23 protein-coding genes and 1 pseudogene are annotated in these 21515 nt (G+C 66.3%); 4 read left to right on the top strand and 20 right to left on the bottom strand.

What is annotated here, in order from left to right:
• Positions 1-3 precede the first annotated feature (3 nt).
• Positions 4-648: a maleylpyruvate isomerase family mycothiol-dependent enzyme gene (locus tag ACIA03_RS16035; RefSeq protein ID WP_396984136.1), complete on the bottom strand. Its 645-nt coding sequence runs from the start codon at positions 646-648 to the stop codon at positions 4-6.
• A gap of 12 nt (positions 649-660) precedes the next feature.
• Positions 661-1932, bottom strand: coding sequence for a dicarboxylate/amino acid:cation symporter (locus tag ACIA03_RS16030; protein WP_396984134.1), 1272 nt, complete (start codon positions 1930-1932; stop codon positions 661-663).
• Positions 1933-2243: 311 nt separating this feature from the next.
• Here ACIA03_RS16030 and ACIA03_RS16025 point away from each other — a divergent pair, with 311 nt between their 5' ends.
• Entirely contained in the window at positions 2244-2594 is a 351-nt protein-coding gene (locus ACIA03_RS16025; protein WP_396984132.1) for a WhiB family transcriptional regulator, read from the top strand.
• A gap of 30 nt (positions 2595-2624) precedes the next feature.
• On the opposite strand, the gene ACIA03_RS16020 is transcribed toward ACIA03_RS16025, so the two are convergent.
• The 4 genes and pseudogenes from ACIA03_RS16020 to ACIA03_RS16005 all read right to left on the bottom strand — a co-directional run bounded on the left by ACIA03_RS16020 (position 2625) and on the right by ACIA03_RS16005 (position 5205).
• The gene (locus ACIA03_RS16020; RefSeq protein WP_396984130.1) at positions 2625-3866 is read right to left on the bottom strand and encodes a glycoside hydrolase family 32 protein; all 1242 of its coding nucleotides are present in this window, start codon (positions 3864-3866) and stop codon (positions 2625-2627) included.
• Position 3867: 1 nt separating this feature from the next.
• Positions 3868-4107 (bottom strand): hypothetical protein, encoded by a 240-nt coding sequence (locus ACIA03_RS16015; RefSeq protein ID WP_396984128.1) that lies wholly within the window; start codon positions 4105-4107, stop codon positions 3868-3870.
• Positions 4108-4183: 76 nt separating this feature from the next.
• Positions 4184-4273: pseudogene (locus ACIA03_RS16010) on the bottom strand (metal-sulfur cluster biosynthetic enzyme); the annotation flags it as partial.
• A 191-nt stretch (positions 4274-4464) separates the two neighbouring features.
• Positions 4465-5205, bottom strand: coding sequence for a hypothetical protein (locus tag ACIA03_RS16005; RefSeq protein ID WP_396984126.1), 741 nt, complete (start codon positions 5203-5205; stop codon positions 4465-4467).
• 157 nt (positions 5206-5362) lie between these two features.
• On the opposite strand from ACIA03_RS16005, the gene ACIA03_RS16000 reads away from it, so the two are divergent.
• The 3 genes from ACIA03_RS16000 (at position 5363) to ACIA03_RS15990 (ending at position 8147) form a co-directional block, all read left to right on the top strand.
• Positions 5363-6136, top strand: coding sequence for a hypothetical protein (locus tag ACIA03_RS16000; RefSeq protein ID WP_396984124.1), 774 nt, complete (start codon positions 5363-5365; stop codon positions 6134-6136).
• Between the two features lie 584 nt (positions 6137-6720).
• Positions 6721-7683, top strand: a complete 963-nt coding sequence (locus ACIA03_RS15995) for an ABC transporter ATP-binding protein (protein WP_396984122.1) — start codon at positions 6721-6723, stop codon at positions 7681-7683.
• Positions 7680-8147, top strand: a complete 468-nt coding sequence (locus tag ACIA03_RS15990; RefSeq protein ID WP_396984120.1) for a hypothetical protein — start codon at positions 7680-7682, stop codon at positions 8145-8147. The genes ACIA03_RS15995 and ACIA03_RS15990 overlap by 4 nt, the downstream gene beginning before the upstream one ends.
• A 230-nt stretch (positions 8148-8377) precedes the next feature.
• Here ACIA03_RS15990 and ACIA03_RS15985 read toward each other — a convergent pair whose 3' ends face one another.
• The 14 genes from ACIA03_RS15985 to ACIA03_RS15920 form a co-directional block, all read right to left on the bottom strand.
• Complete coding sequence (locus ACIA03_RS15985; protein WP_396984118.1) at positions 8378-8959, bottom strand: hypothetical protein; 582 nt, start codon at positions 8957-8959, stop codon at positions 8378-8380.
• Positions 8926-9414 (bottom strand): hypothetical protein, encoded by a 489-nt coding sequence (locus tag ACIA03_RS15980; protein ID WP_396984116.1) that lies wholly within the window; start codon positions 9412-9414, stop codon positions 8926-8928. The genes ACIA03_RS15985 and ACIA03_RS15980 overlap by 34 nt, the downstream gene beginning before the upstream one ends.
• Positions 9414-10718, bottom strand: coding sequence for an MCE family protein (locus ACIA03_RS15975; protein ID WP_396984114.1), 1305 nt, complete (start codon positions 10716-10718; stop codon positions 9414-9416). Before ACIA03_RS15975 ends, ACIA03_RS15980 begins: the two co-directional genes overlap by 1 nt.
• Before the next feature lie 34 nt (positions 10719-10752).
• Positions 10753-11994, bottom strand: coding sequence for an MCE family protein (locus tag ACIA03_RS15970; protein WP_396984112.1), 1242 nt, complete (start codon positions 11992-11994; stop codon positions 10753-10755).
• A complete protein-coding gene (locus ACIA03_RS15965) occupies positions 11994-13175 on the bottom strand; it encodes an MCE family protein (RefSeq protein ID WP_396984902.1) in 1182 nt (393 codons plus the stop codon). The genes ACIA03_RS15970 and ACIA03_RS15965 overlap by 1 nt, the downstream gene beginning before the upstream one ends.
• A 17-nt stretch (positions 13176-13192) precedes the next feature.
• Positions 13193-14215 carry an MCE family protein gene (locus ACIA03_RS15960; RefSeq protein WP_396984110.1) on the bottom strand — a complete coding sequence of 341 codons (1023 nt, stop codon included), beginning with the start codon at positions 14213-14215 and terminating at the stop codon, positions 13193-13195.
• Positions 14212-15249 carry an MCE family protein gene (locus tag ACIA03_RS15955; RefSeq protein ID WP_396984108.1) on the bottom strand — a complete coding sequence of 346 codons (1038 nt, stop codon included), beginning with the start codon at positions 15247-15249 and terminating at the stop codon, positions 14212-14214. Before ACIA03_RS15955 ends, ACIA03_RS15960 begins: the two co-directional genes overlap by 4 nt.
• A complete protein-coding gene (locus ACIA03_RS15950; protein ID WP_396984106.1) occupies positions 15246-16484 on the bottom strand; it encodes an MCE family protein in 1239 nt (412 codons plus the stop codon). The genes ACIA03_RS15955 and ACIA03_RS15950 overlap by 4 nt, the downstream gene beginning before the upstream one ends.
• 6 nt (positions 16485-16490) lie before the next feature.
• A complete protein-coding gene (locus tag ACIA03_RS15945) occupies positions 16491-17309 on the bottom strand; it encodes an ABC transporter permease (RefSeq protein WP_396984104.1) in 819 nt (272 codons plus the stop codon).
• Between the two features lie 73 nt (positions 17310-17382).
• Positions 17383-18147, bottom strand: coding sequence for an MlaE family ABC transporter permease (locus ACIA03_RS15940; RefSeq protein ID WP_396984102.1), 765 nt, complete (start codon positions 18145-18147; stop codon positions 17383-17385).
• A gap of 138 nt (positions 18148-18285) precedes the next feature.
• Positions 18286-18444 (bottom strand): hypothetical protein, encoded by a 159-nt coding sequence (locus ACIA03_RS15935; RefSeq protein WP_396984100.1) that lies wholly within the window; start codon positions 18442-18444, stop codon positions 18286-18288.
• Between the two features lie 904 nt (positions 18445-19348).
• Entirely contained in the window at positions 19349-19684 is a 336-nt protein-coding gene (locus ACIA03_RS15930) for a metal-sulfur cluster assembly factor (protein ID WP_045549967.1), read from the bottom strand.
• Between the two features lie 125 nt (positions 19685-19809).
• Entirely contained in the window at positions 19810-20262 is a 453-nt protein-coding gene (sufU, locus tag ACIA03_RS15925) for a Fe-S cluster assembly sulfur transfer protein SufU (RefSeq protein ID WP_396984098.1), read from the bottom strand.
• Complete coding sequence (locus ACIA03_RS15920) at positions 20262-21515, bottom strand: aminotransferase class V-fold PLP-dependent enzyme (protein ID WP_396984096.1); 1254 nt, start codon at positions 21513-21515, stop codon at positions 20262-20264. The genes sufU and ACIA03_RS15920 overlap by 1 nt, the downstream gene beginning before the upstream one ends.

The raw sequence follows: 21515 nt of genomic DNA, 5'->3' as shown, positions 1-21515 counted from the left end.
AGCCTACCCGGGCCGGCCGACCCGCTCCCGCAACGTCGCGACCCCCGGCCCGTCCAGGTCCGCCACTGCGACCGCACGGCCGGCGAGCGCCATCGCCAGCGCCTCGCTGGGGCCCGACACCTCCGCACCCTCAGCCTCACCCCACGCCCAGTCCTGGTCGCTCGCGCGCAGCGCGAGCCCGTCGAGCCGGCCGGCCGGAACCACCCCGAGCGAGGCCTGCTTCGTCGGCAGCCAGTCGAGCACAGCCCGCCAGTCCTCCAGCGCGACGTCGGTGTCGAGACCGAGCGGCCGGGCACAGTCGCGTAGATGGATGCAGTGGTCGGTGAACTGCCCCATCGGACCGACCCCGGGCGCCGGCACCCGCTTCCCGGCGTACGTCCTCAGCAGCCCGGTCAGCTCGGTGACCGGCCGCCGCGCCTGCTCCTCGGCGATCGCCACGGAGGCGCGGTCGATGGAGCCGCCGGCCAGCAAAGTACGCCACAGCAGCCGCCCGATCCCGACCGTGAACGGCATCGCGCTGTGCCCCAGCACCTCCCTCACGGTCCAGGCCGAGCAGAGGCTCTGGGTCTCCAGTTGTGCCTCGCCGAGGCCCTCGAAGAAGTCGGCGAGCAGGCGGCGGTTGGCTGCGGTGCGGGCGGCTACGTCCATGCCGTCATCGTGTCAGGCCGCGGCCTCCTCCTCGGAGACCGCCTCGACCGCAGGCTTGGTCCCCGCGTAGACGTCCCGGTCGATCTCACCGGCACCGTGCGCGACGAGCAGGGCGACCATGGTGTCGCCGTTGACGTTGAGGAACGTACGCAGGATCCCGGTGAACCAGTCCACGGCGATGAGCAGCCCGGCCGCCTCGATGGGCAGGTCCAGCGAGGTGGCCAGGAAGATCGCGACGACCGGGAACCCGCCCGGCACCGTGATCGTGCCGATGTTGAGCAGCACCGCCAGCGCCATCCCGAGGGCGATGTCCCCGGGCGAGAGCGAGACCCCGGAGGCCTGGGCGATGAAGAGCACCACGATCGTGTAGTTGAGCACCGCACCGCACGAGCCCATCGTCATCCCCAGGCAGAGGGTGAAGTCGGCGACCCGCTTCGAGATCCCGAACTTCTCGACCGCGTTCTTCAGCACCGTCGGGAAGGTCACCGCCGACGAGGTCGTGGTGATGGCCACGACGCTCTGCTCGGCCAGCTTGGCGGGCATGAGCAGCGGGTTCAGCCGGGTGACGGCGACGACCACGACGACGTAGAGCGCGGAGATGATCACCACTCCGGCGAGGGTCGCGCCGAGGTAGGCGAGAGCTGTGGTGACCACGGCGAAGCCGACGCGGCCGGCGAGATCCGCGAGGAGGCAGAAGACGCCGATCGGGGCCAGGAGCATGACGTACCTGATCATCAGCAGGACGATTGCCTGGATCTGCTCGAAGAACGTGAGCACGACGGTGGGGCCGTTCACGGCGGTGTAGCGGTTGAGCGCGAGGCCGAAGATCAGGGCGAAGACGATGATCGGCACCATCGCGCCGGTGGCCATCGCCTCGACGACGTTGGTCGACACGAAGCCGGTGACCGTCTGCTGCCACCCGACCGCCGTCTCCGCCGCCGAGTCGGTCAGGGCCGGGTCGAGCGCGCCGTCATAGCGCATCCCCGTGCCCGGCTGGATCAGCTCCGCGAGCCCCCAGCCGACGAAGGCGGCGACCACGGCGAACCCCAGCATCCAGCCGAAGGTCGCACCCGCCATCCTGCCCGCACCCGCGCCGGTCATCGCGCCCGTGGCGACGATCACCGACGAGGCCACCAGCGGGACGATCGACATCTGGATCAGCCGGATGAAGATGTCGCCGACGAACTTGAGGTTCGCCGCCCACTCCCCCACCACCAGGCCGAAGACGATGCCGGCGATCGCGCCGATGAGGATCAGAACGGCTGGGGATCTCAGGACTTTCATCGGGTCTCCTCCGAGTCGGGACAACGGTCTCCCGGACGCTAACGAGGCCGCGTACGCCGCCGGTTAAGCCGTCGTCACCGGCACGTTTCCCGCGACAAACCAGTGGTCCCGGCTGGGGCGGGGTGAATACCATTGATGTCATGCGCGAGACCACGATCTGCAAGCACCTGGGCCGACCGGTCCAGGACGTGGAGTTTGCGCGCTCGGAGCCGCAACGAACGTAGGTGCTCACCGCACCCACCAGGGCCGCTCCGATCGAATCGGAGGCGGCCCTTTCTCATGCCCAGCAGCATCACCAGGAGGTGAACGAGATGGAGATCATCACACTTTTCGGAGAGGGCAACAGCTCCAAGACCTATGAGCTGACGCTGAAGCACCCGACTCCCCGGACCGACGAGTGGGCCTGCGTGGGCGAGGACCCGGAGCTCTTTCACCCCGACGACCTCGCCCAGCTCGCCGAGGCGCAGGAGGTCTGCGCCGACTGCCCGATGCGCCGGACCTGCCTCGACCTGGGCGTCGCCCGGCGCGAGTGGGGCGTGTGGGGTGGTGTCCTCCTGGAGAGCGGCAGACCCCGGGACACCCCCAGGGTCCCCGGGCGGAAGCCCTACAAGCGCAGTCAGGAGGCGATCGCCCGCGTCGGCCGCACGGGCCGCGTCGCCTGAGCTGACGTGGGAGACGCGGGGCCGGGCGGCTCAGGGAGCAGCAGGTCGCGTCAGCGTCCACATGCGCGATTCACCCTGGGTCGGCATGACCTGCTGAACCGGCTCGATCGCCCCGCCGAGCAGGCCGTCCGCGGAGGCGACCTCGATGACGGGCCCGTCGACGACCACACGCACCGATCCCCCGGTCCACGGCATCTGAGCGCTCTTCTGACCCAGACGATCGAGCCGGAGGATGCCGTCGCGGACCGACACGACGGCCCTCTCCGCGTCCTGGGCCCCGAGGACCAGCAGGTCGCCGTCGGGCGCGGGATCCCACATCACGTCGAAGGCGGTGCGGGTCGCCCCGTCCTGCCCGCGGTGAGCGTTCACGTCCGGATGGGGCTCCGCGACCAGCCGGTCCCCATCGACGGAGAGGACGTACGGGAGGCTCAGACAGCTGGCCCAGCCCTCGGCAGGATCACTGACCCCGCGCATCCAGAACATCAGGCAGGGGCGGCCATCTCGGTCACGGAAGAACGACGGTGCGTAGTAGCTGTCACCGAAGCTGAGCTGGCCCCACGAGTCCGCCTCGAAGCGCCCGTCGGCGAGCTGCCCGATCCCGTAGCCCGCGTGATGGAGGACGTCGTCGTCCCAGATCGAGCTCACCATGATCCAGCGGCCCTCGATCTCGAAGAACTGGGGGCACTCCCACAGTGCGCCCATCCAGACCGGGTCGGTCTCGACGGTCGACCGCGACACCGCCACCCCGTCGTAGCCCCAACGCTCGAGGTCGGCCGAGGTGTAGGTGAGTGCCATGGCCAGGCTGGCGCTGTCGGCCGCCCCCACGAACATCCGCCAACCGTCGCCGTCGCGCATCACGAACGGGTCCCGGTAGGCGATCAGGTCGAGATCGTCCGGAGCCTCGAGCAGTACGTCGCCCTTGACCCATGCCGTCCACGAACCGTCCTCGGGCGTGGCCACCCTGATCCGGCCGATGCCGATGCCGGGCTGGACCACCGACGTGTAGAGGATGCGCGTCGATCCGTCGTCGTCCCGGACGAGGCTTCCGGTCCAGATGCCGTCGTCGCCCTCGCCCGGTGCGATCGCGACCGGACGGCGCTCCCAGTCGACCAGGTCGCCACCGACGGCGTGCCCCCAGTGACAGTTCGGCGCCCAGACCATGCTGTCCGGGACGTACTGGTGGAAGAGGTGGTAGGCGCCGTCGTGGAACGTGATGCCGTGCGGATCGTTGATCCAGCCGGTTGTCGCGGTGAAGTGGAGGATCGGCCGCACGTCAGTTCCGCCCGTCGTACTCGCGCCGGATCTCACGGGCCTGATCGAGGTTTCCCTGCTCCCAGCGGTCGACCTCGATGCGGCGCTCCTCGCGGAGCGCGTCCCGCTTGGCGACGAACTCCGCCATCCTCGCGGCCGCGGCTTCGCGGGCCGCCTGCTGGTCAGCGCTCAGCGGAGGGATCGGAACCTCGATGACGCGATCGATCGGACGGAGAGGAAGCCGATCCTCGACCTCGGGCACCGTCAGGTCGGGCGAGGGACTGTCCAGTTAAACGTACAGACCCGGTGACCTCAGGACTCCCCCGTCGGGCGAACCCTCAGACGTTGAACCCGAGCGCGCGCAGCATCTCGCGGCCGTCAGGGGTGATGTTGTCCGGGCCCCACGGCGGCATCCAGACCCAGTTGATATGGGAGCTTTCGTAAAGAAGAACCCCACAACTCTAGGTCGAGATGGCATCAAGTTCGGTACCCCACCCGCTCAGCAACATCCGCCTGCCCGGCAACATTGTCTGATTTGCTCGGACGTGAGCATCATCTACTCCGCCACCAACAGAGGCCGTTGTCGATACCGGGACAGCGGTCATCGCGGCCGTGTGATTCAGGGGCGCAACTCCTGGACCTCGTTCGCGGGCGGTGCCTCGATCTCGACGTCCTCGCCCCACTGGTCCATCGTCATCACCATGGTCTGCCCGGCAATGGAGATCTCGACCTGGCGCATCAGATCGTCGCCATCGAGGAGTGTTGCGAACTCCATCGCCGGCAGATCCCCACCCGCGAGCGCACCCGGGTCCGCACCGAGTTCCGCGGCCTCCGCCCCGACCTGCTTCCGCACGTACTCCTCGTCGAGGGTGAGCCGGTAGGCGTGCAGCTCGACCCCTTTGATCTTCTCCTCGCCCTCGTAGTCGAGGGCAACCAGGCTCTCGGCGTAGTCCGTTGCCATGGTCTCCGGCGATACGTCCTCGAGCAGGGAGGTCATCATCGTGCTGAATCCGGCTGGCATCCGGTCCCATTTCGCTGCACTGCTCTCGCGTACGTAGAGGTCACCGTCGACCAGCAGCAACGCCGTGTCGCCCAGGTCGCCCTTCATCGCGGCATCCTTGCCGCCAATCTCCATCCAGAGGTCGAGGTCTGGGCCCCCCATGTCGCCGCTGACATGGACCGTCCCGTTCTCGGCCATCGCCTTACTGACGGCCGGCCCGAAGGTCTCCTTCGTCAGCGGCTCGTACGACGCGTGCTCGGTCTCGCTGGACTCATCGTCCCCAGAGCACGCGGCGAGAACGGCGAGTAGGGACACCGCGGCCGCAGCCACCCAGCGACGCCCGAGCGGACGGCAGCTCATCACATGTTCACCCGAGCCGTCTGGGGAGCGGCGCCCGGATGCCACGCCAGCGCCAGGATCGCCATGTCATCCAAGACGGAGAAGACCGCATCAACGTCGTACATCGAACCCTCTGCTCGTCTGGCTATATTTTCCATCCTTACAGTCTCATAATGTGATGACCGTCGCAACGGCGGTCGCCGTCCATCGAAGTGAGGCCCCGCCCATGTACGACCCGCAGACCATCCTCGACGGGATCGACGAGAACACGCTGCCCATCATGATCGGGTTCGGACTCGCCATGGTGCTGCAGAACATCGCCATGGTGACCGCGGTCGTGATGTCCCACCGCGAACACTGGATCTCGATCCCGCTCCCCTGCACCTTCCTCTGGGTCGCTCACGACCTCGGGGTCGTCGCGCGTTTCGATACCTGGTTCAACACCTACGACCACTGGTTCCTCAAGCTGTTCTGGGTCGGCCTCGTCTCCGCTTTCCTCCTGGAGCTGGTCTTCCTCGCACAAGCCGTCCGATACGGCCAGAAGGAGCTCCTGCCGCGCGGGACGCGCGCCCAATGGGCCACCCTCGTCCTCGCTGGCGCGGCACTCACCACGCTGTGCTGGGAATACCAGAAGACGATCTGGGACGACCCGCTCTACCAGGCACTCGCCTCGACCACGCTGTACGTCATCCCGCTCTTCGTGGTGCCGCTCGTCCTGCGGCGCGGCTCCGCCGTGGCACAGTCGCCCATCGTCTACGGCTGCTTCGCCGGGATGGTCATCCTGTGGTGGGCAGTCACCGCCGGGGCGTACGGCGACGCCTTCCGCACCTGGCAGTACCTCACCTCCGGCGTCGCTGCCTTCGTGACCCTGACGACGACCGCAGCATGGATCCACCGACTTCGCCGCGGAGAGATGCGTACGCCCGCCACGCTCGCAGGTCCCATCACATAGGAGTCGAACGTGGCGAGGCTCTGACCATGCCGGCCGCTCTCGCGCAGCGTCACCGTCGCGCGAGAGCGACCTGGGCGGCCATATAGACGGGCGGGTGTGCTCGGCGACGAAGTCAGGATCATCTCCTTCGACACGGGGCCCATGTTGAGCATGCGCACGATCGAGAAGTACGTCGCCAGTTGGTACTCGCGGGTGACGCCATTGCCACGATGGACGCCTATCGCCGCATCGAGCGCCCGCAGATCCGACTCCGCGCCGAGGCACCTCGCGAGGTTTGCGAGCTCACCCACCTCGTGCCCGGCGTCGTACAGGGCGCAGGCCTTCTCCGTTATCTCGATCGTCGCAGTCATGTGGATGTGCGCAGCAGGTTGGCGCCCAGCCGGGTCTGCCGCCCGGCTCCTGCGATCAAGACTGGCGTGAACGACCGCGTCACACAATTAATGAGGCGATACCACTCAGAAAGCACGAAGACCGGTGCCCAGACTATTGACGCGAGGTTGACCGACATTGTTTTATAGACAATGCGTTTCAGAATTATCTGAGGAGTCCGGTTTCGGTTCGGGCGCATAGTCGGGAGCAGAGTCATGGGTGTCGAGATCAAGATCGAAGGGCTCACCAAGAGCTTCGGCAAGCAGCTCATCTGGAAGGACGTCACGCTGACGGTCCCCGCCGGGGAGATCTGCGTGATGCTCGGGCCGTCCGGGACGGGAAAGTCGGTCCTCCTCAAGACGCTGATCGGCCTTCTCAAGCCCGATCACGGTTCGGTGATCATCGAAGGAACCGACATCGCCCACTGCAGTGCTGCCGAGCGTTACGAGCTCCGGAAGCTCTTCGGCGTCCTCTTCCAGGACGGCGCGATGTTCGGCTCGATGAACCTCTACGACAACGTCGCCTTCCCGCTCCGCGAGCACACCCGCAAGTCGGAGTCCGACATCCGGAAGATCGTCATGGAGAAGATGGACCTCGTCGGCCTCAAGGGCGCCGAGTTCAAGCTCCCGGGCGAGATCTCCGGCGGCATGCGCAAGCGCGCTGGCCTGGCCCGCGCACTGGTGCTCGACCCCGAGATCCTGCTCATCGACGAGCCGGACTCCGGCCTCGACCCCGTGCGCACGTCGTTCATCAACCAGCTCTTCGTCGACCTCAACGCGCAGATCGAGGCGACCTTCCTCATCGTCACGCACGACATCAACACCGCCCGCACCCTGCCGGACAACATCGGGCTGCTCTACCACAAGCACCTGGCGATGTTCGGTCCGCGCGAAATGCTCCTCAGCTCGGAGGAGCCGGTCGTGCGCCAGTTCCTCAACGCCCAGACCGTCGGCCCTATCGGCATGTCCGAGGAGAAGGACGCCGACGAGCTCGCCGCAGAGGTGGGCATGGAGCTCCCGTCCCTGCCGCCCATTCCGCTCCAGCTCCAGACGTCCAACGGCATCCCGCGCAAGACGCAGCCGATCCCGGGCGAGTGGTGCCGCCTCAACGGCGTGACCCCGCCCCCAGGCTCCTTCACGGGTGCCGACATCGGCATGGCTCCCGGGATGACCGTGTGAGCATCTACAACCCCGAAGCCACGCTCGACGGTCGCGACGAGCTCTCCCCGGGGCAGTCGCAACGCGTGCACACGCTCCGCGTGCTCGGGGCCGTTGCCGCAGGAGTGATCAGTTGGGCCCTCCTCAAGTGCGCGCTCCACGACCCCCTCTTCCTGCTCAGTTTCATGGGCACCCTCCTGTGGGGGTTGCTGTCCGCCTCCGCCCTCCTGCTTCGACGTCGCTCGGCGGCTGGTCAGTCACTCCTGGAGTGGCAGGCGTTCGCCGTCATGACGTTCTGCTACAGCGCCGCATCGATCTTCTTCTTCGGCGGCGGTTTCTTCCACTCGTGGCAGTACGTCGGGATCTGTCTCGCTGCGTGCACCTGGAGCATCGTGGTGGTGCAGCGCCTCAAGGCCGTCGGAGCAGTGGCGAACTCTTGGTCTCGGGTGCCGACCACCACGCCACGCACGAACATCGCCCTCTGACCGCTGCGCACTTCGGGCCGGTTCAGCGTGACCGTGGCGATGCGGTCGGCGACCTCGAGCAGGACGGCGTCACTCATCGCGGAGCCATCGCGATCAACGGCACCGAGCAGACCTTCTCAACCGCCGCACCCGAAGACAGTCAAGCCATCCTCGACCAACTCAACGCCGTACGTCTCCTCTGTGGAGCTGACGACAGTCATGGCATTCCCCTTCGTTGGGGCGGATGGTGGTCAGATCGGGTCGATCGCGCTGATCAGCCAGTCACCATGGACCTCATCGAGCTCGACGTGGAGCCGGCTTCCCGTGACCTGGGGGTTCACGCCGTCGTCCTGCTGCACGACGACGTTGACGAACACGAGCAATTCGACGTGGCCCCGACCCGACGACTCGACGCCGCTGTCGACCGCGGTCGCCTCGGTAATGAGCTTTACCTTCTTCGCCTCGGGCCCGAACGTGTCGGAGATCAGTGGTGTGTAGGACTTCACGAAGTCGTCGGTCAGCCATTCGCGCTCGCCTGCGAACTCGCCCTCGATGTCGCGGTAGTCATAGCTAAGGAGTTCCTCGACATGCGCGATGCCGGTGGTGCGCGCCTCGTCGGCGGCATCGGCCAGACTGTCGTGGCGCTGATTCACGATGTACAGGGCGGCGGCCGGTACGACCAGCGCCACGACGGCGGCGAGGAGCCGCGAGCGGGACCGCGGCAGGCGCACGCGACCGGCAGTGTCATCGGGTCGGTTACCGGACGGGATGTCACTGATCCTGTCTTCTGTCTTCACGTTCACTGCACGAACTCCATTCCAGAGATCAGCCATGTGTCGCCGGAGCGCTCGAGCGCAACGCTGAAGCGCCAGCCGCGAGCCACCGTCTCCTGCCCGCCGCGACCGATGTCGGCAGCGCTGGCGATAAGCACCGTGGCGCTGTCACCGTCGTAGGCGGAGATCGCCGAGCCCTTGATCTCGCCCTCGGCGGTGATCTTGTCGTCGGTGACCGCTGTCGAGAAGCTGGACGAGAAGCCCTCGAACTGCCGCTTGAAGTCACCATCGAGGCGCGCAGTGAGCTTCTTCATCTTGGACCTGACCGTCGTCGGGTCCATCGTGGTCAGGTCCAGCACCTGCGCCTCGGCGGTCTCGACCGCGGCAGCCCGGCGATCGTCGTCACGCTGGGCGGTACGCCACACCGACGCCTGCCACACGAGGACGCCAAGCGCGAGCAGCGCCATGGCCACCAAGGCCGCCACCGGGACGGCCGGCATCGTGATCCGTCGCATCAGTTCATCAGTCCTTTCAGGAGATCAGTGAGGGTCGTGGCGCCCAACCCCGGCCCGCCGAGGAGGAAGGACCCGCTGTCCGTAGGCTGCCCGGCCGGCGAGTCGGGGGTCGGCGCATTGGCGGAGCCTTCCGGGCTTCCCGAGCGCTTCACCGCGCCCCGGTCGAAGACGAGACCACAGCCCTTGGCGGTCGCGGACCGCCCACCGTTCGGACAGGGGGCGTTGCGCGCACCGCGTGCGACCCGGTCGTCGTTCGACGCAACCTTGCACCAGTCGTGCTGGGACGGGTTCGGCATCGGCGTGATGATCGAGGGATCGCGCATCTTGTCGGCGTCCCGGAAGCCAGTCGTGCACGCTGGGGGGTCGAAACCGAGCTTGAACCAGAGGTTGGCGACGTTCCGCGTACCACGCTGGTTCACCGGAATCGCAGAGAGCACAGTGACGACGATCGCCGGCAGCACGATCAGGATGTGCTCGATGTGACGCACATACACATTAAGCACCTGGCCGAAGTTCGCGAGATCCGTCAGTGCAGCGGTCGCCTCTGGCGTCAGCTGGCTGGCGAAAGCACCGACCTCACGCATGAACGGCGCGCCTGCCACCAGAACACCGCGCAGCTGGGCATCCGCCCCCTCGACAGCACCCGCGAAGGACTTCAGGCTCTTGGCATAAGCACGGATCTCGGGGTCGAGCCCCACCTGGGTCTTCAGGATCGGCTCGGCGTCCTCGAGCAGCTTGATCGTCTCGGGGAGGTTCTTGCTGGCAACCTCCTGGAAGTCGTGGCTGTCCGAGATCAGCTGTCCGAGCTCGTCGCCGACCCCGCTGGTCGCGGTGCCAGCCTCGCCGACCGCGGTCCTGAGGTCGTCGAGCGGGATCGATGCCAGGAGGCCGTCCACCGAGGTGAGGAGCGCATCCGTCGTCGTGGGGATACGCGTGCGGCCAACTGGGACCACCGAACCCTCGCCGAGGAGATCCTCCGACGTCCTGTCCCCGCGCGGAACGAAGTTGACATATTGCTCGCCGATGACGGAGGCACTTCGGACCTCGGCGGTCGACTCGACGGGAATGCTCGTGCCCTCGTCGATCTCGAGGTGGGCCACGACCTCGCCGCCCTTCGCGAGCGACACATCCGTCACCTTGCCCACCTCGACGCCCCGGTAAGTGACGGTCGCCTGGGGGTAGAGGCCCCCCGCGGCCGCAAGCTCGACGTCGACGCCGTAGCGGCCGATGCCGACCTGCTCCGGCAGGCGGACGAAGTTCAACGCCATCACGACGAGCGTCACGACCGTGATCGCGACGAACACACCCAGCTTGACCTTGGTAATTCGGCTCAGCATGTCATGGTCCTTCCAACAGGTCGCCGCCGAGATCTTCGACCAGGCCCGAGGAACCGCTGTCATTGGTCGTTCCGCTGCCGCTGGTCGTTCCGCTGCCGTCGATCGTGGTTCCACTGCGCCCGAGCAGCCCCCCGGCATCGTCTCCGAGGAGCCCCCCGAGCGATCCGGTCTGGTCGTCCACGGTGCCGATCGGGGCGCCGAGCAGGCCGTTGAAGAGTCCGTCGAGCGGAGTCCCGCCCAGCCAGTCGCGAGCCAGGTGCTCGGCGCTGACCTCGATCTCTGCGACCAGGTTGAGGTAGTCGCCGTACAGGGCGCGGTTGCCGGACCGGACCAGGAACGGATAGCCCAGTACATCGGCGTTCCGGGCGATCAGATCGCCGTTCCTCGCCAGCTCGGCAGTCACCGGACGCAGGTTGTTGAGGTTGGTCTCGAGATCCGCCTTGTTGGCACCGATCACCCTGTCGGCGGTCTTGCCGAAGCCGTCGACCGCTTCGAGGGCGTTGACCAGCTCGGTGCGGTCACGCTCAAGCAACTCGACGCCCTCCGGGATCTCGTCGAGTGCCTTGTCGATCTTGTCCTCGTCGCGCACCACCGTGCGGGACAGCTTGTCGAGCTGGACCAGGGTGGTCGCGATGTTGTCGCGCTGGCCATTGAGCCGCTCGGTGAAGCGGCTGGAGGTGCGCATGAAGGACTTGATGTCGCCTTCGCGTCCGCTGAGGGCCGCGTTCAGCTCGTGGGCGGTATCGCGGATCTGCGGCAGACCACCACCGTTGAGGAGCATCGAGCCGGCGGCCAGCACTTCCTCGGTCTCCGGATAGCGGCCCGTCCGTTCGAGCCCGATCACATCACCGCTGGCGAGGTAGCCGCTCGACGCGGAATCGTCACCGGCCGGGTCGGCGAGGGCGAGATATTCGGCGCCGAGGAGGCTCTTCTGGGCGACCTTGGCCGTGACGTCATCGGGGATCCGGACATCGCCCTCGACGCCGACCGTCAGAGTCGCCGTCCAGTCCTTCAGCTCGATCTTGCGCACCGAGCCGATCGTCACCTCGTCGTACTTGACCTCGGAGTTCGCGACGAGGTTCGCGGCGTTGTCGAGCTGCACCGTGATCTCGTAGCTGTCATCCCCGCCACCCTTGGTGAAGGGCAGCGAGATCCCGTTCAGGCCGGACCAGGTGCAGCCCGACGCCGTCACCATCACGGCGGCCAGCGCCGCCACGGACCGAGCGAGTCGTGTGAGTGTCATCATCGCTGTCCTCCGAGGAGCTCGTTAACGAGGCCCGACTCGCGGTTGGACGAAGTGGACTGACGCGGCACGCCACCTGGCTCGATCGACCCCTGGGCACCGGTACTTCCCGACTCCGCACCGCCGGTGCCGACGGGCGGGGGGTTCAGTGCAAGGAACTGGACGAGCGGACCGAGCGCCTCCTGGCACGCGGCACGGTCGCCCCCCATGGCAAGTAGCGCACTGCAGATGATCTGGGCCGGAGCCTTGAGGTTGTTGACCGCCAGCGTGCCCGTGATCAGGGCGCCGTTGTCACCGCGCGTGTCGAGGATGTTGTAGAAGTTCGACGCCGTGGAAGGCGCGACCTGCAGAAGGTTGGCAACACTTTGCCGGTTCTCGGAGAGCAGCGACGTGATCGTGCGCACCTCCCGCACGGTCTTGACCGTGACGTCCCGGTTGTCGACAAGGAACGCGTCGATCTCCTTGAAGGCCCGGTCCAGTCCCTCGAGTGCCCCCACTAGAGCATCGCTGTCCTCGTCGAGGCTGGCCGACACAACGGCCAACCTCTCGTTGAAGAGGCGAACCTGGGTGTCGCTGCCCTTGATGGCCTCGACGAAGACTTGGAGGTTGCGGACGGTGGCAAACAGGTCGCCGCTGTTGTCCGACAATGTGCTCATCGCCTCCGACATGTCACGGATAGTCTGGTTGAGCGAGGCCCCATTGCCCTCAAGGAAGTCAGCGCTCGCGGTGATCAGGTCGCTGGTCGCACCATTGCGGTTGGCACCGGTCGGGCCCAGCGCCGAACTGAGCGCAACGAGCTGGTCCTTGATGTCGTCCCACTCGACGGGAATCGCCGTGCGCGAGATCGGGATCTCGTCACCGTCCTGCAGCGCAGCCCCTTTCCCCGTCACCGGACCGAGGGCGATTGAGCGAACAGCGACCAACGACTGGGCGATGACCGCGGCCTTCACGTCGGCCGGGATGTGGACGTCCGAGTCGATGTCGAAGGTGACCTTCACATGGTCCTTCTCCGGCTCGACCGACGTCACGCTCCCGACCGGAACCCCCCGCACGGTGACGTCGTCACCCTGGTAGATCCCCCTGAACTGGTCGAAGTACGCCGTCACCTCGATCGTGCCGCCGCTCCGGAACGCGAACGCACCGAGGACGGTAGCCATCAACGCGACAAGCACCACGCGCATGGTCAGCTTGGACACCATCACTTGCTCGCTTCCTGCTTGATGAGCCCGGTGAGTCCGCCCGTTACGAGGTCCTCGGGGGACTGTAGGTTGGCCAGATAGGCTTGGAAGAAGGGGCCGCTCGAGACACCCTCACCGAGAGAACGCGCATAGACGGCGACGTTCTTGATGACGTAGTCGAGGGTGTCGCGATACTCCCTGACGAGCTCGGCAGCCTTCTTGATCTCCATCAGCGCGGGCTTCAGGGTGTCCTTGTTCTCACGGACGAAGCCGACCATCTGCTGAGTGGCCGCCTCGATGTTGTGCAGCAGGCGCCCGATGACCTCGCGGCGTAGCTCGAGCTCGTGGAAGAGCGCGCTGCCGTCCGCGACGATCGAGGTGATCTCCTTGTTCCGCTCCGCGAGGAGTCCGGAGACGCTGCTCGCCCGCTCGAGGAGCGTGGCGAGCTCCTCGTCGCGCGAGCTGAGAGTCTGCGACAGCGCACTGACTCCCTCCAACGCGGCCTTGAACTCGTCCGGCGTCTGCGCCAGGACCGCGCTGATCGACTCGAAGGACTCCGCGAGCTTCGCCGTGTCGATCTCCCCCGTGTGCCGGGTGAGCTTTCCGAGCTCCTCGTTCACCGCGAAGCCCGCGTTGGTGCGGGCGCGCGGGATGTGCCGGACGTCGCCGTGCCCAGAAGGATCGATCTCAAGATACTTGGCGCCGAGGGCGTTGTCCGCCTTGACCAGCGCCCGGCTGGTGTCTCCCAGCTCGAGATCACCGAGGCCGAACGCAACCTCGACATGGTCTGCTGCAAGGTCGATCCTCTTGACCTCGCCCACGCTGATGCCCGCAACCCGGACATCGTCTCCGGAGCGGAGGCCACCGGCTTCAGTGAAGTCCGCGGTGTACGTCGCATGACCCACCAGGTCGGTGATCTTTCCGATGTTCAGCGCGGCGGCCATCACCAGGAAAGTCAACGTGAGCCCGACCACCCCGATCAGGCCGAGGTCCATCTCGCCGAAGGCCTTGCGGACCTTCTTGGGCTTCGTTCGCATACTCATCGCTGCTTTCCTCCGCACCGGCCCGTGTTGTCGACGACCCACGGCGTGTAGACGTCGAGGTCCTCTCCGGGAACGTCGATCTTCACCTTCACTCCGCAGAGATAGAAGTTGTAGAAGGCGCCGTAGGCGCCCAGACGGGCGAGCTCGCGGCCGAACTCCGGGTAGGTGTCGAGCACATCGCGGATGTCGTCGGCGTTCGCGTTGATGTCGCCGGCGAGCTTGCCGATCTGGTCGACGTTGGCCTTGACACCGGGGCGGGTCCGCCGGAGAAGGTCTTCGGTCTGCGCCGCCGCAGTGCTCACCGAGGCGAGCGAGGAACCGATCACGACGCGATCCTTCGCGAAGCCGTCCATGAGGCGGGCGAGGCCGACGAGGAGCTCGTCGAACTCCGCGCGGTGGCTGTCCATGACCGCAAGGGCCTTCGAGAGGTTCGTGATCGTGTCGCCGATGATCTCGTCTCGCTCTGCGAGACGGCCGGTGAAACTCGCGACGTCGCTCAGCATCGCCTCGACCGAGCCTGCCTGGCCCTGCGTGACAGCGATGATGTTCTCAGCGAGGTCGTTCATCTCCTGCGGGTCGAGGCCACGCATCAGCGGGTCGAACCCGGCGAAGAACTCGTCAAGGTCCAGCGCTGCCTGGGTCATTGTCAGCGGGATGGTCGCCCCCTCATCCAGCGGTGCGGCATTCTGCGACGTCCCCGGCTCGAGGTCGAGGTAGCGGTCACCGGTCAGGTTCGCGTAGCGGATGCGGGCCGTCGTGGCCTCGGTCAGGTCAACGCTGTCTTCAACGATGAACGTGACCAGGGCGGTGTGGCCCTTGCCGACCTCGACCTCCTTGACCGACCCGATCGCCACGCCGTTGCCGCGGACGTCGCTGCCGCCCCGGAGACCGGAGGCATTCTCGAAGATCGCCTTGAACTCGTTGCTCGCGCCGATCCGGACACGGCCGAAGACCACTCCCACCGCCGCGATCAGCAAGGACATCGTGCCGACGAACGCCAGCACCTTGATCAGTGGAACCGTGTTCAACCTCATTGCTCGACCCCCTCGAGGAATGCTTTCTTGCCGTCCTTACCAAGCCAGTCAGCAAGCAGGTCGCCATAGAGCTTCAGGGGCGTCTCCGAAAGGTGGACGGGCTTGCCGGACTGAGCGTCGGAGTAGACGCCCAGCGAACCGTCGTCGAACCGGACGCGCGGAGGCGTCGGGTTCGCCCGTGTCGGCTCGGGGTAACAGGCCGGGCCACCGCCGTTGATGATCTTCGGCGCGTACTTCCGCATCGTGTACTTCTCCTGAGCGGGCAGGAAGCCGGCCTTTGCGTAGAAGTAGTGCTCGTCCGGGTTCTCATGACCGAAGAAGCGGTTGAAGACCTGCCGGTGCTGGTCGAGCCCGTGGATCACACAGCCGTACTCAGGCACGTACTTCTTCGCCAGCGCAGTAACCGGGAGCCATTCACGGTTGAACGCCCGCAACGGCGCATCGACGGCGAGGAGGAACTTGCGGGCCGCGTCGGCCCCGTCCACCGCCCCCGCCAGCAGGCCGGTGAACTCATCGGCGTTCGCGACCAACGTCTGGCTTGCCGTACCCAGGCTGTCAGCGGCGTCGATCAGCGCCGGTGCGGCCGTGGCGTATGTGCCAAGGACGGCCGGGGAGGTCTCGAGGACGTACTCGAGAGCGTCGAGGTGCGGCTCGACACGCTCGAGGTAGGCGTTCCAGTCCGTGAAGAACTGGCCGAACTCGTCTCCACGTCCATGCAGTGCGGTCGAGACGGAGGTGAGGGTGCTGTTGAGCGCTGCCGGGTCGACCGCGCTGAGGACCTTCACACCGCGATCGAAGACATCGTTGACCTCGATGGTCACAGCGTCTGCGTTGATCGTGTCACCGGCCGCGATCGCCTGCGAGGCGGGGGCGTCGGGAATGTGGAGATCGATGAACTTGGACCCGAAGACCGTGGTGCCCTTGATGCTGGCCTGCACGTTCGCCGGCACCAGATCGACCTTGTCCCCGTCGATCGCGAGCTGGATCTCGACGCCCCCGTCATTCGCGAGCTGGGTGTCGCGGACCTCGCCGATCGCCACACCTGAGAGGCGGACGCGCGCACCCTTGTCGAGCAACAGGCCCGTGCGGTCGGACGCCACTGTCACAGGCACAGTGTCGGCAAACACCTTCAGGTAGGTCGCGACGAGGGTCCCGCAGATGGTCAGGATGGCGACGAGCCCGGCTAAGCCCATGAGCTGGGTCGCCGTGCGGTTCATCTCGAGTTCGTTGGTCACGTCAAATCACCCCGTGATGTTGAGCGAGTGCGACGTGCCGTAGAGCGCGAAGCTCAGCAGCATGTCTGCGAACAGGATCGAGATGAGCGAGAGTCGCACAGCACCGCCGACCGCCCGCCCGACTCCGGCGGGGCCGCCCTTGGCGTTGTAGCCGTAGTAGCAACAGATCGCCATGATCACCACTGCCATGCACATGACCTTCACGACAGACAGCACGATGTCGGAGGGGATGAGGAACGTGTTGAAGTAGTGCTGGTAGGCGCCGCTCGACTGGCCGAAGGCCAAGGTGACCACGAGGCGGGTTGCTGCGTAGGAGGCGAGGAGCGACACGGCGTACAGCGGAACGATCGATACCAGGCCCGCGACGATGCGGGTGCTCACCAGGAAGCGCACCGAGTGGATCGACATCACCTCGAGGGCGTCGATCTCCTCACTCACCCGCATGGCGCCGAGCTGAGCGGTGAAACCAGCACCGACAGTCGCGGTCAACGCGATGCCGGCCAGTGCAGGCGCCGCCAGGCGCGTGTTGATGTACGCCGAGACGAAGCCGCTGAGCGCCTCGACACCGATGTTGCTGAGCTGCGAGTATCCCTGCAGACCCAGCTCGATGCCGGCGAAGGCGGTCAGGAAGGAGACCACCACGACGGTGCCACCGACGAGCGCGAGCGCCCCGCTGCCGAACGCCACGGTCGAGATCAGCCGGAGCACCTCGCGGCGGTATGTCGTGACCGCGTGCGGGATGCCGGCGATGGCACCGACGTAGAATCGGACGTGCTCTCCACTGTCGAGGAGGATGCGCCCCGGGGCGGTCGTGACACGTTTCACCCAGGCCAGCTGATTCGCACGTATCTGCTTGCTGAGTTTGGTGCGCTCTTCGGACATCGAGAGGGTAGCCACTTCAGCCTCCCAACTGGAGATAGACGGTCGTCACGGTCGAATTGATGACGAGGAGGATCATGAGCGTGAAGACGACGGTCTGGTTGACCGCCTCTCCTACGCCCTTGGGGCCACCCTTGGCGTTCATCCCCAGGTAGCAGGCGACGAGAGCCGCAGCGACGCCGAACAGGGCGGTCTTGATCAGCGCGGTGATGAAGGATCCGAAGCCGGTAACCAGCGTCAGGTTCGACACGAAGAGTCCGGGGCTGGCTCCGCCGAGCGTGACCGCGAATACGTAGGTGCCCAGGAGACCGACGACGCAGACGACGCCGTAGAGGCAGAGCGACACGACGACGAACGCGAGGATACGCGGGGCGACGAGCCGCTGCATCGGATCGAGGCCGAGCACCTCCATGGCGTCGAGCTCCTCGCGGATCTTCCTGGCGCCGAGGTCGGCACAGACCGCGGTGGCTCCGGCGCCGGCGACGACGAGCACGCTGCAGAACGGTCCGAGCTCCTGGATGACGACCAGTCCAGCACCTGCGCCTGAGAGATCGGTCGCGCCGATCTCCATGAGCAGCTGGTTGATGAAGAACTGGACGACCACTGTGAACGGGATCGTGACGAAGATCGCCGGAAGGAACGAGACACTGGCGATGAACAGGGTCTGCTCCAGGAACTCACCAAGCGCGAACGGCCTGCGGAACATCGCACGGAGCGAGTCTCCAGCCATAGCGAAGAACCGTCCCAGCGGGGTCAGCTTCGCGCGAATCTGAGCGGCGGTCATGCGTCACCTCCTAGTCAGGAGTAGGTTTATGAGATGGCTCGGCTCACATTAAACGACCAAATGTGACGTTGGCTACGGTCGGCTTCCAAGAAATCCGGCTTTTTTTGAGATTCCGCGATCGCAAATTAACGAAGGCCCTCAGGACCGCGATGGACGGAGGGCGTAGGTGGCCGAGATGATGTCCGGCTGAATCTCGTTCGCGTCTGCGTAGATCGTCGCCGGGATGGCGAGCGGCAGATGACGCTCCATGTCGAAGAGGGTGTAGCCGTAACCACCCATGATCTGGATGCCCTCCATGGCAGCGCGCTTCGCAGGATCGATGTCGATCGCCAGGTCGGCGATCCGGTGCCGGAGCGCCTGGAAGGAACCGACCGGGGCGGGCGAGGCCGCAGGAGATCGCTCGCCGCACGCGGAGGTGGCGCCGTAACACGCGGCTACGAGGAGGCAAAGGACTGGCCGCGGCAGACCGAGCCGACTGGGCCTCGCCGGAGCCTTCGGGTCGAGGACCCGGCCGCGACCAACAAGTACACCACCACCCGTGAGGGCAGCAGCCGCATCCGCTGCTCCCGCCGCCGGGTCACATCGAGCACACATCATCGATCAGCTCGGGCGGTAACTGGGTGGTGAGTTCGCCCAGCCGCATCCGGCGCGAACGCTCCGGATGCGGCTGATATCGACCGACAGCGGGTGGCATCATTCGACACCGAAATCGCTGTCGCGGGGAAGGCAGCCTTGGCGGGCTACCCTCAACTAGGGGTTCGTCCGTTCACACCAGCCCTAAACCAGGCTCGCACGTGTGGCGAACCACGCTGCGGACCTCCTACCAAGGACAAGCCCCGGACACCGTGCTCAACTCCCAGTTCGGCCACTCCCAAGAGATCACCGACAAAGCACTACACCGACACCGCAAGGTCGATGACCTGGCCAACGCGGCCGGACTCGGAACGCCCCAACAGCCCCTGGCAACCGAGCCCTCGCTACACCCATAGGCACGGCCTAAGTCGTGCCTATGGGTCGCTCTTTGACTTGCTCTCTAGGTGGCCGATCGGCCCCTTCGCCCGAGGTCTGCCACCACACCCGACAGATGCCTCGAGCTTGGGGCCGCTGCCCCACGATGGCCTGTCCCGAAACGAGGCGCCGAGAAGACCTAGCCCAGACCAGCCATTCACCAGTGCACGCGTGATACCGACGAAGTATGAGATCAGACGTTGAATCCTAGAGCCCGCAGCATCTCGCGGCCGTCGGGGGTGATCTTGTCCGGGCCCCACGGCGGCATCCAGACCCAGTTGATGTGCACGTCGTTGACCATGCCCTCCAGCGCGGTGGCGGTCTGGTCCTGGATGACGTCGGTCAGCGGGCAGGCGGCCGAGGTCAGGGTCATGTCGATGACCACGTTGGAGTTGTCCTCGATGTGCAGGCCGTAGATCAGCCCCAGGTCGACGACGTTGATGCCGAGCTCGGGGTCGACGACGTCCTTCATCGCCTCCTCGACGTCCTCGATCTTCAGGCTCGCGCCCTCGACCGTGGACGTACGCATCCCCTGCCACTCCGGGGCCTCGTGACCGTGGCCATGGCCGTGACCGGAGTGGTCGTGACCGGAGTGGTCGTGACCGGAGTGGTCGTGACCCGTGTGGTCGTGTGTGCTGTGGTCGGTCTCAGTCATCAGTTCTCCTCAGCGAGAGTCTTCGCGGCGGCGTCTTTCCAGGCCATCCACGACAGCAGCGCGCACTTGATCCGGGCGGGGAACTTGGCGACGCCGGCGAAGGCGATGCCGTCCTCCAGAATGTCCTCGTCGGGCTCCACCTGGCCCTTGCCCTGCATCAGCCTCAGGAACTCCTGGTGGATGACCATCGCCTCGTCGACCGTCTTGCCGACGACCAGGTCGTTGAGCACGGAGGCCGAGGCCTGCGAGATGGAGCAGCCGAGGGCGTCGTAGGAGATGTCCTCGATCTTGCCGCCCTCGACGTGGAGCCGCAGGGTGATCTCGTCGCCACAGGTCGGGTTGACGTGGTGAACTTCCGCTTCGAAGGGGTCGCGGAGACCCTTTCCGTGCGGGTTCTTGTAGTGGTCCAGGATGATCTCCTGGTACATGCTCTCGAGGTTCGCGGCAGTCATCACTGGTCCAACTTGAAGAACGTACGTACGTATTCCAGCCCCTCGACCAGCGCGTCGATCTCGGCGGGCGTGGTGTAGAGGTAGGACGACATCCGGTTGGAGGCCTGTACGCCGAACCGCTGGTGAGCCGGCTTGGCGCAGTGGTGCCCTGCGCGGATGGCGACGCCCTTGGAGTCGAGGACCTGGGCCACGTCGTGCGGGTGCACCCCGTCGAGCTCGAAGGAGATCGCACCGCCACGCTTGGCCGCATCGGTCGGGCCGAGCACGGTCACGCCCGGGACGGTCGCGAGACGCTGCAGCGCGTAGGCCGTGATCGCCTGCTCATGGGCGTGGACGTTCTCCATGCCGACGTGCATGAGGTATTCCAGCGCCGCCCCGAGACCCACGGCCTCGGCGATCGGCGGGGTGCCGGCCTCGAACTTGTGCGGGATCGGCGCGTAGGTCGACTTCTCCATCGTCACCGTGGCGATCATCTCGCCGCCACCGAGGAACGGCGGCAGCGCCTCGAGCGCCGCGCGACGGCCCCACAGGACGCCGATGCCGGTCGGGCCGACGACCTTGTGGCCGGTGAAGGCGAGGAAGTCGGGACGCTCCTCCTCGGCCATCGAGGCCAGGTCGATCGGCAGCACCGGGGCGGCCTGGGCGGCGTCGACGACGACCAGCGCGCCGACCTCGTGCGCCTTCCGCGCGATCTCGGCGATCGGGTTGATCGTGCCGAGCATGTTGGAGACCCAGGTCAGCGCGACGATCTTGGTCGCCGGCGTGATCAGCTCGTCGATGTTGGAGAGGTCCAGCTCACCGGAGTCGGTGAGCCCGAACCACTTCAGCTCCGCACCCGAACGCTGCGTGGCGAGCTGCCACGGAACGATGTTGGAGTGGTGCTCCATCTCGGTGGTGACGACCACGTCGCCCGGGCCGAGCGGAACCGTGTTGGCGACCAGGTTGAGCCCCTCGGAGGCGTTCTTGGTGAAGATCACCTCGTCCCGATCCGGCGCCCCGAGGAAGCGCGCGACGATGTCGCGCGCCCCCTCGAACGCCTCGGTGGCCTCGGCACCCAGGTGGTGCATCGCCCGGGCGATGTTGGCGTTGTGCCGCTCCAGGTGGTCGACCATGGTGTCGATCACGATCTGCGGCTTCTGCGAGGTGTTGGCGCTGTCGAGGTAGACCAACGGGGTCTCGCCGCCATCGAAGGTGCGCTCCAGGATCGGGAAGTCCTTGCGGACCAGATCCAGGTCGGGCAGCAGACCCTTCAT

The sequence above is a fragment of the Nocardioides sp. NPDC051685 genome, from assembly GCF_044453405.1.
Taxonomy (GTDB): domain Bacteria; phylum Actinomycetota; class Actinomycetes; order Propionibacteriales; family Nocardioidaceae; genus Nocardioides.
Note: the sequence above shows the minus strand (reverse complement) of the source record. Positions and strands in the feature narration are given on the sequence as shown.